Here is a 17,650-nt window from a genome sequence, read left to right on the forward strand (position 1 = left end):
GTCAGACCGTCCGGATCCGGGGATTGATGAGCAGGTAGAGGACGTCCACCACGATGTTGACGAGGACGAAGGTCGCGGCGATCGTGATGACACCGCCGGCAACGAGGTTGACGTCCTTGCCGTTGAGGCCGTTGATGATGAGTCCGCCCATGCCCTTGAGGTCGAAGATGCGCTCGATCACGATCGCGCCGCCCAAGAGGTAGCCGACGCGGAGGCCGAGTACCGTGACCGGGGTGACGAGGGCATTGCGGAGCACGTTCTTCGCCACGACCGTGCGGTACGGGACGCCGTTGCCGATGGCCGTGCGGACGTAGTCCTTGTCGAGCTCCTCGACCATCGACGTGCGCACCACGCGGATGAGGGACGCTGCGACGGGCAGGCCGAGGGCAACGGCGGGCAGTGCCATCGAGTAGGCCCAGCCGACGAAGCCGTACTGCTCGGCCCACGCCATGCCGCCCACCGGGAAGAGCGAGCCCTTCGGGAGGGCGAACCACTGGATGAGGAGGATGCCGAGCCAGAACGACGGCGTCGCGATGGCCGCGATCGAGAACACGCGGATGAGCTGGTCTGGCCACTTGTCGCGGTAGAGCGCGCCGAGGATGCCGAGGACAAGCGAGATCACGACGGCGATGAGCACACCCAGGAGCGTGAGCTGGAGCGTCACGGGGAAGGCGGCCGCGATGCGGATGCCCACGGGCTCCTCCGGCGGGTTGGTCACGCCGAAGTTGAGGGTGACGAGTCTGGCTACGTAGTGGAAGAACTGGATGATGAGCGGATCGTTGAGCCCGCGGGCCTCGCGCCATGCGTTCTTCGCGTCCTCCGAGGCATCGGGCCCCAGGACGAACGTCGCGGGGTCGCCCGGGGCCACCTGGAGGACGAGGAACACGAGGATCGTGACGCCCAACAGCATGAAGGGGAGGACGGCGATCCTCCGGCCCAGCAGTCTCAGCAGCGTTGACACGGTGAAGAACTCCAAACTGCTCGTAAGGGGCGGATGACGGCGTCGGGGTCGCCGTCATCCGCCCCGAGGTGCGCTACTTGCGACCGACGCCGATGAAGGACAGACCGGTCGTGGGCAGCGGTTGGAAGCCGTCGAGCTGAGTGGGGTCCCAGGCCGTCGGCAGCTTGCGGTGGAACAGCGGGTACAGCGGCACTTGCTCGGCCACGAGGTCGATGATCTGGCCCTGGAGGTCTTTGGCTTGGGCTGCGTCGGCGGAGGCGGCCTGGGCGAGGAGGTCCTGCACCTGCTTGTACTCGGGGGTGCCGGTCCAGCGGTAGCGCGCCGTCGGCCACACGCCGGCGCGGTAGAACCAGCTCAGGAGGAGGTCGGCGTCGTTCCCGAACACGCTCGGGTCGCCCGATGCGCAGACGACGTCGAAGTCGCCGCCGCCGTCAGCGCGCTGGGCGCTGTAGACCGTCGCCGAGGGGACGATGTCGAGGGTGGTCTTGACGCCGATCGCGTCCCAGTTCTCCTTGATGAGCGGCATGCACTTGTCGATCCAGGAGTTCTGGGTCGAGGTGAGGCGCAAGCTCAGGTTGGACGCGCCGGCGTCGGAGAGCAGTTGCTTGGCCTTGTCCGGGTTGTACGAGTACTGAGTCGCGGCCTGGTGGTAGGCCGGGTGGTTCTTGGGCAGGTAGGACGTCGCCGGTGTCGCGTTGCCGAGCAGGGCCTTGTTGATGACGCTCTGGGTGTCCGTGGCGTAGAAGAGCGCCTGACGGACGCGCTTGTCGCTGAACGGCGCCTTGGCGGTGTTGAACATGAGGAACAGGAGCCCGAAGGACTGCACCGCCTCGACGGTGACTTTGCTCTTGAGCGAGTCGATGTCGAGATATGGCACGTCCTCGATGGCCTGGGCGCGGGATGGGATCGAGTTGACCCGAGCAGAGCCGTCGGCGATGAGGAGCCACGTCATGTTGTTCGACCGGGCCGGGTACTGGCCCTTGTAGCCGTCGAACTTCGCGAAGACGATCTTGTCTTCCTTGGTCGCGGAGACGAACTTGTACGGGCCCGAGCCGATCGGCTTCGCGTCGAAGGCCTTGGCCTTCTCTGCGGTGTCCGTGAGGGCCTTGGGGACGACCTTGACCACAGCGATGCGCTCCTTGAAGCCAGCGAACGGGGCCTTCAGCTCGAATGCGACCGTCTTGTCGTCCTTCTTGGACGCGGCCTTGATGAACGGGATGAAGCCCGCGAAGAGGGACTTGCTCGCCGGATCGAGGGTGCGGTTGAAGGACCACACGACGTCGTCCGCGGTCACGGGCGTGCCGTCGTGGAACGTCGCGCCCTGCTTGACCTCGACCTCCCAGTGGGTGTCGTCGACCTTCTTCGGGTCCGACGCCGCGAGGGCCAGGTAGGCCTGTCGGGTCGCCGGGTGGAGGTCCACGAGGCCCTCGAAGAGGTGGTTGTTGGCCGCCTGAGGCGTCGCACCGCTCGCGGCGATCGGGTCGAAGCCGGTCGAGAGGGCGAATGAGATGCCGGCGACGAGCTCCTTGGTCGGGTCGACCGCTCCGCCGCTCGTGACCGCGGAGGCCGGCGTGCCGCCGGGGGAGCATGCGGCCAGGGACGCCGTGAACGCCGCGGCGGCGCCGATCGCTCCGCTGAGCTTGAGGAAGTTCCTGCGGCTGGCGTCATTGACCAGCGGGGAGATGGGGTTGCTCATGTACCTCACCGTTCGTGTTGATGGCTCTGTGGATCCGGGTGCGTGTCCTCGTGGACCGAGTCCGGAGTGCCCTCAGGAAAGCACTTATCGGATGTGGGATGTCCGAGGTTCTTGGCAACTGTAAGGCTCATCACAATCGCGCGTCAAGGGCGAAGGGCTGGCCCGGTGGACCTCTGGGCCCGGAAGTGGGACATCCGATATCATGGCCCGAAGTGATGCCGAGCACAGGTTCGAAGCGTCCCTCTGCGTGCCTTCGGTACGCAGCACTCTCATGCTAACTGGAGGATTCCATGGCCACGACGACGTCGGCTCCTGCGGCGCGCTTCAGCGCGCAGGCGCGGCTCCGAGCGCTTCAGGCGGAGATCATGGACCTTATCCTCGACCGAGGACTTGAGGCGGGCGACCCGTTGCCCACGGAGAGCGAGCTGACGGCGACCCTCGGGGTCGGCAGGAACACCCTGCGTGAATGCCTCAAGGTCCTGCAGGCGCTCGGGGTGGTGGAGATCCGGCACGGGTTCGGCATGTTCGTTGCGCCGAGCAATTTCGATGCGCTCGCCGATGGGCTCTCCTTCCGCGGCCGGCTGTCCCTCCGCCACAAGGGGCATGAGGCGATGGAGCTCGTCGATGTCCGCCAGGCGCTCGAGTCGGGGCTTGTCGGAGCGTCGATTGACGTCATCACTCAGGAGCAGCTCGCGCGAATCGAGGCCGTCGTCGTCACGATGGAGGAGTCGGCCGAGCGCGGGGACGAGTTCTCTGAGGCGGATGCACTGTTCCATCGCCTGCTCTTCGAACCGCTCGACAACGAGCTGCTCCTGAACCTCATGGGCGTCTTCTGGAAGGTCTACCGCAAGATCCACGCGGAGGTGGGACCCTCCAACGCGGATCTCGTCGAGACGGCGGCCGCGCACCGTCGCATCCTCGAGGCCGCGAGCGCGGGGGACAAGGCTGCGGCGTCCGAGCTGCTCAACCGGCATTTCGACGGCATCCGCCGGATGCTCCAGGCCCACGCCGACGGGTAGTGCCCGGCGGGCGGTAGTCGGTCCGTCCGCGCAGGAGGACCCCGGGCTGGCTCTTGCGCCCGGCCGGGGAAGACGAAGAAGCCCCCCAGCCTTAGGCTGGGGGGCTTCTCTCTTCACATCTGTGCGCCCAGAGGTGTGTGATGTCAGGACATCGTTGACGCATGTGGCGGGACATCGTTGACAGGTGACAGTGGACTGCTGTGGCGGGACATCGTTGACGCCTTCCGGCATGTCGCGGGACATCGTTGACACCTCGCCCATTGGGCTTCTGCCATGTCGAAGAACAAGGTCATCGTCCTCGCAGTCCTGGAGGGTGGGATGTCCAAGGCCGAAGCAGCCCGCCGGTACGGCATCAGCCGCCAATGGGTCCACCAACTCATCGCCCGCCACGCAGCCGAAGGAGAGGCCGGCCTCGAGGCCCGCTCCCGGCGGCCCCGCACCAGCCCGCAGCAGACGCCGGCCAACGTTCAGGAGAGGATCCTGGTCCTACGCGCCGACCTGCAGGCCAAGGGCCTGGACTCCGGGGCCGAGACCATCGCTGCCCATCTCGGACGCGAGGGCCTCCCGGTGCCCGCGAGCACCACCATCCACCGCATCCTCCGGGCCGCCGGCGCGGTCGCCCCCGAACCCCACAAGCGTCCCAAGTCCTCCCTGCGACGCTTCGCCGCGGCCCAGCCCAACGAGACCTGGCAGTCCGACTTCACCCACTGGCACCTGGCCGACGGCACCGACACCGAGATCATCGACTTCCTCGACGACCACTCCCGCTGCCTGCTCCACCTCACCGCCCACCCCAGGACGACCGGCGCCATCGTCGTGGACGCCTTCCTGGACACCGCACAGGAACACGGCCTGCCCGCCAGCACCCTGACCGACAACGGCATGGTCTACACCACCCGCCTGGCCGGCGGGAAAGGCGGCCGCAACGCCTTCGAGACCCTCATCGCAGGGCTCGGGATCACGCAGAAGAACGGATCCCCCGGCCACCCCCAGACCCAGGGCAAGATCGAGCGCTTCCACCAGACCCTGAAGAAATGGCTCCACAGCCAGCCTCCGGCCCAGACCATCGAGGACCTGAACGACCAGCTCACCAGATTCCGCCACGTCTACAACCACGAACGCCCCCACCGCGCGCTCGGCAGGCACACACCCGCCGAGGCCTACGCCCAGACCCCCAAGGCCGGCCCCGCGGCCGCCGCCCAGGGGGCACACTTCCGGGTCAGGGTTGACCGCGTCGACGCCGACGGCAAGGTCACCCTCCGCCACGCGGGACGCCTCCGTCACCTCGGCATCGGCCGCGCCCACAGGCACAAACGCCTCATCCTGCTCGTCCACGACGCCGAGGCCACCGCCATCGAGCACGGCACCGGCGAGATCCTCGCCGAGTTCACCATCAATCCCACCCGCGGCTACCAGCCCAAAAAACAGAACACCCCCGGTCCGAAGACCGGGGGTGTCAACGATGTCCCGCCACATCCGTAAAGGATGTCCCGCTACATCACATCTGTGCGCCCAGAGGGATTCGAACCCCCGGCCTTCTGTTCCGTAGACAGACGCTCTATCCAGCTGAGCTATGGGCGCATTCTGACCATTCGGATTGTTCCCGCCCCGTTCGGCCTCGAATAACTTTACGCGAACAGTTTCCCAACTCCAAATCCCGAGCCATGTGGGCCTGCGCACGTACATCCAAGGTCATCGAGAGGAGAGTTATCTGGACCGGTCTAGGTGACGTTCGTCACTTAAGTGGAGGAAACGGACGGCGAAAGCCGCTAGATCACGCTGTTCGCGACATTTTCGCTCTCGCTTCAGCTCAAATTTGGCCCGGTGGTACAGACCACTGTCTCTAGCATAGAGGGACACGCCGACCCACCTAAGGAGACCAACATGGGACAGACCCGTCTGCCGCTGCTCGCGGAAGCCCCCACGACTTACGAGCCGCTGCTCTCCTGGGTCGAAGAAGTTGCCGAGCTGACCAAGCCCGACCGCATCCACTGGGTCGACGGATCCGAGGCGGAGTACCGCACGCTGACGGATGAGCTTGTCGCCGCAGGGACCCTCACGCGCCTCAACCCGGAGCTGTTCCCGAACTCCTTCGCCGCCTTCTCCGACCCGGCCGACGTGGCCCGCGTCGAGGAGCAGACCTTCATCTGCTCGAAGAACGAGCGCGATGCCGGCTTCACCAACAACTGGATGGACCCGGACGCCATGAAGGAGAAGCTCACGGGCCTCTTCGAGGGCTCCATGCGCGGCCGCACCATGTACGTCATCCCGTTCGTCATGGGCCACCTTGACGCCGAGGACCCCAAGTTCGGCGTCGAGATCACCGACTCTGCGTACGTCGTCACCTCGATGCGCATCATGGCGCGCATCGGCACCGACGTCCTGAAGAAGATCGAAGAGACCCGTGCGTTCTTCGTCCCGGCCCTCCACTCGGTCGGCGCCCCCCTTGAAGAGGGTCAGGCGGACGTCCCGTGGCCGTGCAACCCGGAGAAGTGGATCGTGCACTTCCCGGAGGAGCGCTCCATCTGGTCCTACGGCTCGGGCTACGGCGGCAACGCCCTCCTGGGCAAGAAGTGCTACGCCCTGCGCATCGCCTCCGTCATGGCCCGCGACGAGAGCTGGCTCGCCGAGCACATGCTCATCCTCAAGCTGACCAGCCCCGAGGGCAAGGCGTACCACGTTGCCGCGGCCTTCCCGTCCGCGTGCGGCAAGACCAACCTGGCGCTCCTCGATCCGACGATCAAGGGCTGGAAGGTCGAGACCCTCGGCGACGACATCACCTGGATGCGCTTCGGCAAGCAGGGCGAGCTCCGCGCAGTCAACCCCGAGGCGGGCCTGTTCGGCGTCGCCCCCGGCACCGGCTGGGGCACGAACCCGAACGCCATGCGCGCCATCGCCAAGGGCAACAGCATCTTTACCAACGTGGCGCTCACGGACGACGGCGGCGTGTGGTGGGAGGGCATGACCGACGAGGTCCCGGCCCATCTCACCGACTGGCGCGGCGACGACTGGACGCCGGAGGCCGGCCGTCCTGCCGCGCACCCGAACTCGCGCTTCTGCACGCCGATCGACCAGATCGACATGCTCGCCTCCGAGTACTTCGCGCCGGACGGCGTCGAGGTCAACGCGATCCTCTTCGGCGGCCGCCGCAAGACCACCATCCCGCTCGTGACGCAGGCGCGCAGCTGGGCGAACGGCATCTTCATGGGCGCGACGCTCTCCTCGGAGACGACGGCGGCCGCGGCCGGTGCGGTCGGCGTCGTGCGCCGCGACCCGATGGCCATGCTGCCGTTCATCGGCTACGACGCAGGCGACTACCTCAACCACTGGGTCCGCGTCTCCGGCAAGGCCAACCCGGCAAGGCTGCCGAAGATCTTCCTCGTGAACTGGTTCCGCCGCACCCGCGAGGGCGGGTTCGCGTGGCCCGGCTTCGGGGACAACTCCCGCGTGCTCAAGTGGGCGATCGAGCGCATCGAGGGCACGGCCGACGCCGTCGAGACCCCCATCGGCTTCATCCCGACCCCGGCCAGCCTGGACCTCACGGGTCTGGAGATGACCGAGGCCGAGGTCGAGGAGGCCGTCCGCTTCGACGCCGACGAGTGGCACGCCGAGCTTCCGGGCCTCGAGGACTGGTTCGCCCGCTTTGGTGGCTCGCTGCCGAAGAGCATCACGGCCGAACTCGACGGCCTGAAGGCGCGTCTCGCCTGACGCGCGCTACCTGACCCCGGCGGTTTAGACGGCGCCGGTCTTGAGGGAGGGCTGTCCCGCTGCACACGGGGTGGCCCTCCCTTTTTCACTCTGGAAGTCACGTTCTGGGGGTCACGTTCTGCGGGTCACCTGACGTGACCTCGAGAGGGTGACCCCCAGATCGCGGGCGGGGCGGCGGGAGTAGGTTGGGCTCATGCACGACGGCGCCGCCACACCTCCCGCTGCACCCGCCTCTCCCGCCGCTACTCCCGAGCGCGGACTGCCGCTCATCCTCCCGCTTGCCGCGGTCCGGGCGGGCGACGTGCAGGTGGCCGGCGGGAAGGGCGCGAACCTCGGTGAGCTGATCGGCGCAGGCTTCCCGGTTCCGCCGGGCTTCGTCGTCACGACGGCGGCCTACCGCGGCCATGCAGCCGCGGCCGGGCTGGACCCGAACCGGGCAGCGGTGGACCCGGACGGCGCGCGCGCTCTTCTGGGCTCAGCGCCTCTCGAACCTGCCGCCGCGCACGCGATCGCCGCCGCACTCGCTGACCTCGGCCCGGAGGGAACGCCGGTGGCAGTCCGCTCGAGCGCGACCGCCGAGGATCTCCCGGGCGCTGCCTTCGCGGGCCAGCAGGACACCTACCTCGACGTGTCCGGTGCCGGGCCAGTGATCGATGCGGTGCGCCGCTGCTGGGCATCCCTGTGGACCGACCGGGCTGTGGACTACCGCCGGCGGCAGGGAATCCCGCCGGACGAGGTGGCGATCGCCGTCGTCGTGCAGGAGATGGTTCCGGCAGAGGCCGCAGGCGTCCTGTTCACCGCGAACCCGCTGACGGGCCGACGCGCAGAGCTCGTGGTGGACGCCGCCCCGGGGCTGGGAGAGGCCGTCGTGTCGGGAGCGGTCACGCCCGAGCACCTCGTGCTGGGCAGGGACGGGGCCGTCCGGTCGCGGACCCCGCAGCACGACGGCGCGCCCCGGGTCCTCGGCGACACCCCGGCCGCGCAGCTCGCCGCCCTCGCGGTCAGGGCAGAGCACCACTTCAGCATGCTCGCAGGGGAGGAACGCCCCCAGGACATCGAGTGGGCGCTCTCCGACGGACGGATCAGCCTCGTGCAGGCACGGCCCATGACGGCACTGCCGCTCGAGCCCCCAGAGCTCGGTCTGGTCCAGCGCACGGTGGGCCCGTTCTTCCTCGAGATGTTCACCGTCCGCCCCTATCCGCTGGACGTCACGGGGTGGCTCGGGCCAGGGGTCGTGCGCATGCTGGACATCATGGCCGGCAGCGTCGGCGTCCGCTTCCCGCCACTGGCCGAGCTCGTGCGGGAGCGCGACGGCGTCCCCCTACAGCTCGTTCCGCCGAGGCCCCGGCCGAGCCTGCTCACGATCGGCGCCCCGCTGTCCATTGCCCGCCGCGTACGGTCTTTCGCTACCCGCCGGTGGAGCGAGGACCCGCTCTTCGCCGAGTTCGAGGACGCGGTCGCCGCGCTCGACGCCGAGGACATCGCCGCGCTGTCGTGGCCCGAGCTCGTGCGGCGCATAGACCGCTGCAACGATGCGATGGTGCCGTTGGGGAAGGTGCGCGCGAGGTACCTGCCAGCCTCGTTCGTGCCGTTCGTGCCGCTGCGCCTCATGCTTGCGGTGCTCAGGCTCGGTCGACTCGCGTCGCCCCTGGTGGCCGGCGGCCGGACCCGAACGCGGGATGGGAACGACGCGCTCGAGGTGCTCGCCGCCGTCGTGGGTGCGGACCCCCCGCTGGCGCGCGCCGCCTGCCAGCACGACGCCGCGGGGTTTCTTGATGCCGTTACGACAAGGCCCGAGTTCGGCGCCTTTGCTGCTCGGCTCGGCGTGTTCCTCGCGGAGTACGGGCACCGAGAGTCGGTGAGCATCGTCATGGCGACGGCGCCCACGTGGCGTGACGATCCCACTCCGGTGGCCGCACTCCTCAAGTCTCTGGCGGCCACGCCCGCGGCTGCACGACGCAACCCCTCCGCCGCGGCCCTCGCGGAACTCCTCGCACACCCGCTCCTGCGTTCGCCGGGGGCAGCCGCGGCTGCGCGGCGGATCGTCGAGGCCTGCCGCCGCGGGCTCGCGTTCCGGGAGGACACCCACTTCCACATCACGCGGATCATGCCCCCGCTCCGCGCCACCTTCCTTGAGCTGGGCGGCCGCCTCGTCGCCGCTGGTGCCCTCACTTCGCCCGAGGACGTGTTCCATCTCCGGCTCGAGGAGCTGCGGGCCTTGGCCGATCCCGCGGTGATGGACGACGGCGCTGCCGCCCGGGTGCGGGACCTCGCCGACCGCCGTGCGCGTCTCAGGCACGAGTATGCGGGCGTACCGATGCTCGACCCCGCGCTGTTTGTGCGCCGTCGCGGCGGCCGGGACATCGGGGACGCCCTGCTCACGGGGACACCCGCGAGCGGCGGTATCGCGGAGGGACCCGTCAGAGTAGTGCTCGGGCCAGAGGGATTCGCATCGCTTCGAGCGGGAGACGTGCTCGTGTGCCCGAACACGAATCCCTCGTGGACGCCGCTCTTCGCGCGGGCCGCTGCGGTGGTGGTCGACACGGGCGGGCTCGGCTCCCACGCCGCGATCGTCGCGCGCGAGTACGGCGTGCCGGCGGTGATGGCGACGGGCAGCGGGACGACCCTGCTCACGGACGGCCAGCGCGTCCGCGTCGATGGGCGCCGGGGCCGTGTTGACCCCGCCGGCCCGGCCCAACCGCTCCTTCCGGGCTGAGGCGAGGTTCCTTAGTTGGCGGGTCACGGCCGTGGGGTTCGCGGGTCACGTCGATGGGGTCGGGGGCGGAGGCGTGCCACGGTGTTCGTGCCCCATCCCGGAGACAGCGATATCCCGGATACAGCAATGCGGGGTCAGCAACGCGGTGTTGCTGACCCCGCATCCGCAGGGAGGTGACCTCGCGTCGTCGTCAGGCGGCGGGTGCCGCCTCGGCGACGTCGGCGCTCACGGTGAGCACTGCGCCGTCGTGCGTCGCCGGGACCGTGCCCGCGGCGTCCGAAGCCGAATCCGCCTGGCTACCAGACACGCTCACGGAAACCCGCCCGCCCTCGGCGACCGCTCCCGAGACGAGCAGGTCCGCGACGCGGTCTTCGAGCTCGCGCTGGATCACGCGGCGCAGGGGCCGTGCGCCGAACTCGGGCTCGTAGCCGCGCTCGGCGATCCAGCCCACGGCGGCGTCGTCCACGGCGAGGGCGATGCCCTGCGCAGCGAGCCGAGCCTCCGTGCCGCCCAGCTGGAGCCGCACGATCTCGTGCAGCTGCTTGCGGGTGAGCTTGCGGAACAGCACGATCTCGTCGATGCGGTTGAGGAACTCCGGCCGCATGGTCTCACGAAGCCGGCCCATGATCCGGGCCCGCAGCTCGGTGTCGGACGAACCGCCCTCGGCACCGCCGGCCGCGAAGCCGAGCGATGCCCCGCGGGTCGCGAGGAACTCGGACCCGAGATTGGAGGTCATGATCACCACCGTGTTGCGGAAGTCAACGGTGTGCCCTTGGCCGTCGGTGAGCCGCCCGTCATCGAGCACCTGCAGGAGCAGGTTGAACACGTCGGGGTGCGCCTTCTCGACCTCGTCCAGCAGCACCACGGAGTACGGGTGCCGCCGCACGCGCTCGGTGAGCTGCCCGGCCTCCGAGTAGCCGACGTATCCCGGAGGCGCGCCGATCAGGCGTGCCGCGTTGTGCCTTTCGGAGAATTCGCTCATGTCGAAGCGCACCATCGCGGACTCGTCACCGAACAGCGACGCGGCGAGGGCCTTCGCGAGCTCGGTCTTGCCCACGCCGGTCGGACCGAGGAACAGGAAGCTGCCCACCGGTCGCCCGGCGTCGCCGAGTCCCGTCCGGTTGCGGCGCACGGACTTCGCGATCGCGGAGACCGCGTCCTCCTGGCCGATCACACGCTCGTGGAGCTCGTCCTCGAGGCGCGCGAGCCGCTCGCGCTCGCCCTCCGTGAGGCGGGCGGCCGGGATGCCGGTGGCACGCGCCACGACGGCGGCAATATCACTCTCCCGCACGACGGCGTCGGGCCGGGGCGCGCTCTGGAGCTCGCCGCCCGCGGTGGCGTCCTCAGGCCGGGGGCTGCCCGAGACCTCGGCCTCGATCCGGGCTGTGACGGACTCGATCGCATCCCGCAGCTGCGAGGCCTGCTCGTAGTCCTCCGCGGCGATCGCGGCCTCCTTCTTGGAGGTGAGCTCGGCGGCCCGGGCGCGCAGGGCATCGAGGTCCACGCGCGGCCCGCGGGCCAGGCTCAGGCGGGCGCCGGCCTGGTCGATGAGGTCGATGGCCTTGTCCGGCAGGTACCGGTCGGTGATGTAGCGGTGGGATAGCTCGACCGCGGCGCGGATGGCGTCCTCGGCGTAGGTAACGCCATGGTGCTCTTCATAGCGTGACTTGAGGCCGTCAAGGATGAGGACGGCGTCCTCGACGCTCGGCTCGCCGACCGTGACCGGCTGGAACCGCCGCTCGAGGGCCGGGTCCTTCTCGATCTTGCGGTACTCATTGAGCGTGGTCGCGCCGACGAGGTGCAGCTCCCCGCGGGCGAGACGCGGTTTGAGGATGTTGCTGGCGTCCATGCCGCCGCCTTCGCCGCCGCCGCCCGCGCCGACGACCGTGTGGATCTCGTCGACGAACGCGATGATGTTCCCGTCAGAGGCGATCTCGTCCATGGTCTTGGTGAGCCGCTCCTCGAAGTCGCCCCGGTACCGCGTGCCGGCCAGCATCGCGGGCAGGTCGAGCGAGACCACGGTCTTGCCCGCGATCTGTGCCGGGACCGTGCCGGAGGCGATGGCCTGGGCGAGGCCCTCGACGATTGCGGTCTTGCCCACGCCGGCCTCGCCGATGAGCACAGGGTTGTTCTTCGTCCGGCGGGCCAGGATCTCGATCGTCTGCTCGATCTCGGACGCGCGGCCGATCACCGGGTCGAGCTTGCCCTCGAGGGCGAGGGCGGTGAGGTCGGTGCCGAACTTGTCCAGCATCGAGTCCTTCTTGCGGCGGCCCTTCTGCGCAGCAGTGGCACGCAGGGGGCGGTCGGCAGCGCGAGGCGACCGGGCGGCGTCGTGCGCCGACTCGGTGGCGTCATCGGAAGGTGCTGATCCCCCGGACTGCGTGCCGGACTCGCCGTCCTGGAGGGACTGCGGGGTGACGCCGGCCGCCGCGAGGATCTGGCCCGCGGCGGCGTCGGGGTTGAGGACGAGCGCGATGAAGAGATGCTCGGGGTCGATGTAGGTCGAGCCCACCGAGCGGGCCACCTTGTACGCGTCGAGGAACGCGTGCTGGGCGCTCGTGGTGAGGGAAGGCATGCGGTCGTCGTCCGCGTCCCGGTCAACCGCGCCGGGAAGCCGGTCCTCGGCGGCCGTCGCGATCTCTGCGGGGTCGGCGCCGGCGCGCTCGACCATCCCGGAGATCGATTCGGTGTCCATGAGGGCGCGCAGCAGGTGCAGGGCGTCGACCTCGCGGTGGCCATGCTCCTTGGCGAAGCGTCCGGCCGCGTTGAGGACCGTCTGGGTCGCGCGGCTCACGAGGCGGGTCATGTCGATGGGGCGGCTGGGCTGGCGAGTGCCCTGGCCCTGCAGGTAGCGGGCGAGGAACTCGTCGAAGGAACCGTTGCCTGCGGCGGGGCCGAAGAACAGGGGCATTCGTTGTCCTCCAAAGGAGTCGATTCACTCAAAGTTGAGTGGCTTACGCTCAAGTTCAACGCTGTGTCGAACAAGATATTCCCGAGGGGTACCCGCGATCCTGCTCACAGCGCTAGGTTGGGGCCCATGACGACCATCGCGCAGAACATCGTCGAGACCCTCGCTGCCAACGGCGTCCGCCGCGTCTACGGCCTCCCTGGCGACTCGCTCAACGGCTTCACCGACGCGCTCAGGGCCACGCCGAGCATCGAATGGGTCCACGTGCGGCACGAGGAGGCCGGCGCGTTCGCCGCCGCAGCCGAGGCCGCGCTCACCGGCGAGATCGCCGTCTGCGCAGGCTCCGCGGGGCCGGGCAACCTGCACCTCATCAACGGCCTCTACGACGCCAACCGCTCCCGTGTGCCAGTCCTCGCGATCGCCGCGCACATCCCCAGCACCGAGATCGGCTCGAACTACTTCCAGGAGACGCATCCGCAGGAGGTCTTCCGCGAGTGCAGCGTCTACGCCGAGCAGGTCACGGACCCCGCGCAGATGCCGCGCATCCTCGAGGTCGCGATGCGCACCGCGGTCGAGAAGCGCGGCGTCGCGGTTGTGGTGCTCTCGGGAGACGTGGGGCTCACGTCCATGAATTCGGACCGCGTCACCGTGGTGCGCCGGGCGCGCCCGCGCGTTGTGCCCAGCGATGCCGAACTCCGCGAGGCCGCCGACATCCTCAACGCCGCGGCCAAGGTCACGATCCTGGCGGGGGCCGGGGTCGAGGGCGCCCACGACGAGGTCGTGGCGCTCGCGGACGCGCTCGGTGCCCCGATCGTCCACGCCATGCGCGGCAAGGAGTTCATCGAGTACGAGAATCCGTTCGACGTCGGCATGACCGGCCTCCTCGGCTTCTCCTCGGGCTATCGGGCGATGGAGGACTGCGACGCGCTCCTCATGCTCGGCACCGACTTCCCGTACCAGCAGTTCTACCCGTCCAAGGCCAAGGTCATCCAGGTCGACATCCGCGGGGAGCAGCTCGGCCGGCGGGTGCCCCTCGACCTCGGCCTGGTCGGCGACGTGCGTGATACCGCCGTCGCACTCCTGCCACTGCTGCCGCGCAAGAAGCGCCGCACGCACCTTGATTCCTCGCTCAAGCATTACGCCAAGGCGCGGTCCAAGCTCGACGATCTCGCGACGCCGACGAAGAAGGGCCAGCCGCTCCACCCGCAATTCATCACGCGGACCCTCGACCGGCTCGCTGCAGAGGACGCGGTCTTCACCGCGGACGTCGGAACGCCCGTGATCTGGGCTGCCCGCTACCTGACGATGAATGGCCGACGCCGGCTGGTCGGCTCGTTCACCCACGGATCCATGGCGAACGCGCTGCCCCACGCGATGGGCGCCCAGGCCGCGTTCCCGGGCCGGCAAGTGGTGGCGCTCGCGGGCGACGGCGGGCTCTCGATGCTCTTGGGGGAACTCCTGACCATCGTCCAGAACCGGCTGCCGGTGAAGCTCGTGGTCTTCAACAACGCGTCCCTCAACTTCATCGAGCTCGAGATGAAGTCGGTGGGATTCGTGAACTTCGGCACGGGGCTGGACAATCCCAACTTCGCCGCGGTTGCCGAGGCGATGGGGATCAAGGGCGTGCGCGTGAACGACTCCTCGGAGCTCGAGAGCGGCCTCGCGGCGGCGCTCGCGCACGACGGGCCGGCGCTTGTGGACGTCGCCACGATGCGCGAGGAGCTTGCGATGCCGCCGACGATCACCGCCCAGCAGGCCGGCGGCTTCACCCTCTATGCGCTGCGCACGGTGCTCTCGGGCCGTGGCGACGAGGTCCTCGATCTCGCGAAGGCCAACTGGCGCCGCGTCTTCTAGGTTGCCGGGTCACGTCTCTAATAAGGGCAATCGCCGCACTAGAGTTGTGACCCCGCATCGCAGGAATATGACCCCGCGTCGGTGGTGTTGGAGTGTTTGACACTTCAACCTTTAGGAGCCCTCATGAAGATCGCCGTCTACGGAGCCACCGGAATGGTCGGAAGCCAGATCGTCGCCGAGGCCGTGCGCCGAGGCCACGAGGTGACCGCTATCAGCCGCAAGGGGACCCCGGTCGAGGGTGCCGCCGTCGTGCGCGCGGCCGAACTCGGTGACGCCGACGCGTTCCGCGAGATCGCGGACGCGAACGACGCCGTGGTCCTGGCGACGTCTCCGGACCGCACCGGCGGTTCGCGCGAGCCCTATATCGCCGCGCACCGCGCCATCTCCACGGTGCCGACGACGGCACGCCTGTACATGGTGGGCGGCTTCGGCGGCCTCGCGACGCCCGATGGAACGCGCATCAAGGACACCCCGGACTTCCCGGCGCTGTACAAGGGCGAGTCGGATGCCGCCTTCACCGCGTACGAGGCGTTGCGCGACGCTGGCGCCGACCTCACGGTCCAGGCGCCAGCGGCCGTGATCGTGCCGGGCGCGCGCACGGGCAAGTACGTCACCGCCGTCGGCGTTCCCGCGGCCGGCGACACGATCTCGTCGCAGGACTTCGCCGTCGCCGCGCTCGATGAGCTCGAGCAGCCACAGTTCCGCGGGACGTTCTTCACCGCATCGAACTGAGCCGCACGCACGGTGAGGGGCCAGCTCCGCACGGCGCAACCGTGCGGAGCTGGCCCCTCACCGTCTCCGCACCCCGCGCATCTGGCCGCGCATCGGGGGTGTTCCGCGGTGCCGCCGTCCAGTGCCTTCCATCCGGCGGCGCCGCGCGCTGTGGTGCCTGCCGGCTCAGTTCTGCGAAGCGAGCCAGAGGTCGGGGCCGAAGACCTCGTAGTGGATCTTCGTGGCGGGGACGCCCTTGGCGATCGCCTGCGACCGGACCTTCTGCATGAAGGGCAGCGGGCCGCAGAGGTAGACGCTCGCGTTCTCGGGGAGGTCAACGTCGGCGAGATTCATGAAGCCCTCGTGCGTCTCGGCGGCGCCAGCTCCCGCGCCCACCGCGGCGAGCTCGGGCTGGGGCTGCTCGAGCCAGACCTTCAGGCTCGCGCCGTCGATCTTCTCGACGTCGCCGAGCATCTGGTCGGAGAGTGCCCAGGTGTCGAGGCTCCGGTCGGCGTGCAGCGCGAGGACCTCGCGGCCCGAACCGCTGTTGGCCAGGGTGCGCAGGATCGATGCGGCCGGCGTGCAGCCGATGCCGGCGGTCGCGAGCACGAGGGGACCGTCGCCGTCGTCGAGCGTCACGTCGCCGTACGGGTTGGAGAGCTCGACGACGTCGCCCACCTGGATCTTCTCGTGCATGATCGGCGAGACCTCGCCGCCGTCGTTGAACTTGGTGGTGATAACGCGGCGCTCCGTCGACTCGGCGTCCGCGGAGAGCGTGTACTGGCGGGCCTGGAGGAGGCCGTCGGCAACGGGGATACGGACCGAGACGAACTGGCCCGGCTCGCCCGGGGTGACGGGGGTCTCGTCGGCGGGCTCGAACACGAACGTCATGGTCGTGGGGCTCGCGGGGGTCTTCGCGACGACCTTCCACGGCATCCACATCTTGTTGTTGGCCTGCTTGGCGTAGAGGCCCTTCTCGATCTTGATGAGGGCGTCTGCCATGAGCCAATAGACCTCGGTCCAGGCTTCGGCGATCTCCGGCGTGATGACCTCGGCGAGGTCCTCGGCGATGGCCTCGAAGAGGTACTTGTAGACGATCGGGTACTGGTCCTCGGTGATGCCGAGGGACGTGTGCTTGTGGGCGATGCGGCTCAGGACGGCTTCGGGGAGGGTGCCGGGGTTGTTCACGAGGTGGCTCGCGAACGCGGCGATGGCGCCGGCGAGGGCCTGACGCTGCTGGCCGTTCGCCTGGTTGGCGCGGGAGAAGACCCCGTTGAGGAGCTCGGGATGGGCCGCGAACATCTTCTGGTAGAAGATGGGGGTGATCTCGCCGATCCGGCTGCCGACCAGGGGCAGGGTGGCTTCGATGACGGGGCGCGCGGTATCCGAGAGCATTGCGACTCCTCAAGCATGGGGGTGGTCCCCGGCGGGGGAACTTGGTTATTCGGCATCTTCGATGCTGAATTAACCCCCAGTGTTCTACGTTGCGTAGAAGATCGCAATTCGGTGGGGCGTGGCACTCGTCACAATGCGTCACCCGCCCCAAGCGATGATCCGTACGACGGCGCGTGGTTGCGTCAGGCGGCGGGCGGGCGAAGCCCGATCTGCACGAGCACGGGGCCCATCTGGCGCTCGTGGGGGAGTGAAGCGACCACCACGCCGTCGAGCTCGCGGTAGAACGCCTCGCGGGCCCGGCGCAGCGCGCCGCGCAGGCCGCACTGGATGCTCAGCGGGCAGTCCCCGTTGGGGGTCTCGCAGTCCGCGAGGTCCTCCCGGGTGTCAAGGGCGCGCAGGACGCCGCCGACCGTCGCCTTCCGCCCGGCGTCGCTGAGCTGGACACCCCCCGCGCGTCCGCGCGTCGCCTCGACGTATCCGAGCTCGCGCAGTTTGAGCACCGCCTTGCTCACGTGGTTGTACGGCGTGCCAATGCCCTCGGCAATCGTGCGGGTGGCGAGCGGCTCGCCGGTGTCGTTGGCGGCGAGCAGCATGAGTGCGCGCAGGCTCACATCCTCGAAGGCCGTCATGCGCATCCGACAATTCTACGCCCGAGGGACTTTCCTCCCGCGGTGGGCCGCTG

Annotated in this window: 11 protein-coding genes and 1 tRNA gene; 6 read left to right on the top strand and 6 right to left on the bottom strand. The window is 69.1% G+C overall.

Annotated elements, in window-relative coordinates:
* Position 1 precedes the first annotated feature (1 nt).
* Together AB5L97_RS03390 and AB5L97_RS03395 are read right to left on the bottom strand one after the other, a co-directional pair.
* Positions 2-961, bottom strand: coding sequence for an ABC transporter permease (locus AB5L97_RS03390; RefSeq protein ID WP_369046466.1), 960 nt, complete (start codon positions 959-961; stop codon positions 2-4).
* Positions 962-1,034: 73 nt separating this feature from the next.
* Positions 1,035-2,657: an ABC transporter substrate-binding protein gene (locus tag AB5L97_RS03395; protein ID WP_369046467.1), complete on the bottom strand. Its 1,623-nt coding sequence runs from the start codon at positions 2,655-2,657 to the stop codon at positions 1,035-1,037.
* Positions 2,658-2,947: 290 nt separating this feature from the next.
* Here AB5L97_RS03395 and AB5L97_RS03400 point away from each other — a divergent pair, with 290 nt between their 5' ends.
* Together AB5L97_RS03400 and AB5L97_RS03405 are read left to right on the top strand one after the other, a co-directional pair.
* On the top strand, positions 2,948-3,676 hold the full coding sequence (locus tag AB5L97_RS03400) for a FadR/GntR family transcriptional regulator (RefSeq protein WP_369046468.1): 729 nt from the start codon (positions 2,948-2,950) through the stop codon (positions 3,674-3,676).
* 273 nt (positions 3,677-3,949) lie between these two features.
* Entirely contained in the window at positions 3,950-5,158 is a 1,209-nt protein-coding gene (locus AB5L97_RS03405) for an IS481 family transposase (RefSeq protein WP_369044993.1), read from the top strand.
* A gap of 25 nt (positions 5,159-5,183) precedes the next feature.
* On the opposite strand, the gene AB5L97_RS03410 is transcribed toward AB5L97_RS03405, so the two are convergent.
* Positions 5,184-5,257 (bottom strand) — tRNA-Arg (locus AB5L97_RS03410).
* A 303-nt stretch (positions 5,258-5,560) separates the two neighbouring features.
* Here AB5L97_RS03410 and AB5L97_RS03415 point away from each other — a divergent pair.
* On the top strand, positions 5,561-7,384 hold the full coding sequence (locus AB5L97_RS03415; RefSeq protein WP_369046469.1) for a phosphoenolpyruvate carboxykinase (GTP): 1,824 nt from the start codon (positions 5,561-5,563) through the stop codon (positions 7,382-7,384).
* A 193-nt stretch (positions 7,385-7,577) separates the two neighbouring features.
* Complete coding sequence (locus AB5L97_RS03420; protein WP_369046470.1) at positions 7,578-10,100, top strand: PEP/pyruvate-binding domain-containing protein; 2,523 nt, start codon at positions 7,578-7,580, stop codon at positions 10,098-10,100.
* Between the two features lie 190 nt (positions 10,101-10,290).
* Here AB5L97_RS03420 and AB5L97_RS03425 read toward each other — a convergent pair whose 3' ends face one another.
* Positions 10,291-13,011, bottom strand: coding sequence for an ATP-dependent Clp protease ATP-binding subunit (locus AB5L97_RS03425; RefSeq protein ID WP_369046471.1), 2,721 nt, complete (start codon positions 13,009-13,011; stop codon positions 10,291-10,293).
* A 126-nt stretch (positions 13,012-13,137) separates the two neighbouring features.
* On the opposite strand from AB5L97_RS03425, the gene poxB reads away from it, so the two are divergent.
* Together poxB and AB5L97_RS03435 are read left to right on the top strand one after the other, a co-directional pair.
* Entirely contained in the window at positions 13,138-14,862 is a 1,725-nt protein-coding gene (gene poxB / locus AB5L97_RS03430; RefSeq protein ID WP_369046472.1) for a ubiquinone-dependent pyruvate dehydrogenase, read from the top strand.
* Positions 14,863-14,985: 123 nt separating this feature from the next.
* The gene (locus AB5L97_RS03435) at positions 14,986-15,594 is read left to right on the top strand and encodes an NAD(P)-dependent oxidoreductase (protein ID WP_369046473.1); all 609 of its coding nucleotides are present in this window, start codon (positions 14,986-14,988) and stop codon (positions 15,592-15,594) included.
* A 165-nt stretch (positions 15,595-15,759) separates the two neighbouring features.
* Here the strand turns inward: AB5L97_RS03435 and AB5L97_RS03440 are convergent, their stop codons facing one another.
* Positions 15,760-16,968, bottom strand: coding sequence for a globin domain-containing protein (locus tag AB5L97_RS03440; protein ID WP_369046474.1), 1,209 nt, complete (start codon positions 16,966-16,968; stop codon positions 15,760-15,762).
* A 182-nt stretch (positions 16,969-17,150) separates the two neighbouring features.
* Positions 17,151-17,603 carry an RrF2 family transcriptional regulator gene (locus AB5L97_RS03445; RefSeq protein ID WP_369046475.1) on the bottom strand — a complete coding sequence of 151 codons (453 nt, stop codon included), beginning with the start codon at positions 17,601-17,603 and terminating at the stop codon, positions 17,151-17,153.
* Positions 17,604-17,650 lie beyond the last annotated feature (47 nt).

The organism is Sinomonas sp. P10A9 (assembly GCF_041022165.1).
Lineage (GTDB): Bacteria > Actinomycetota > Actinomycetes > Actinomycetales > Micrococcaceae > Sinomonas > Sinomonas puerhi.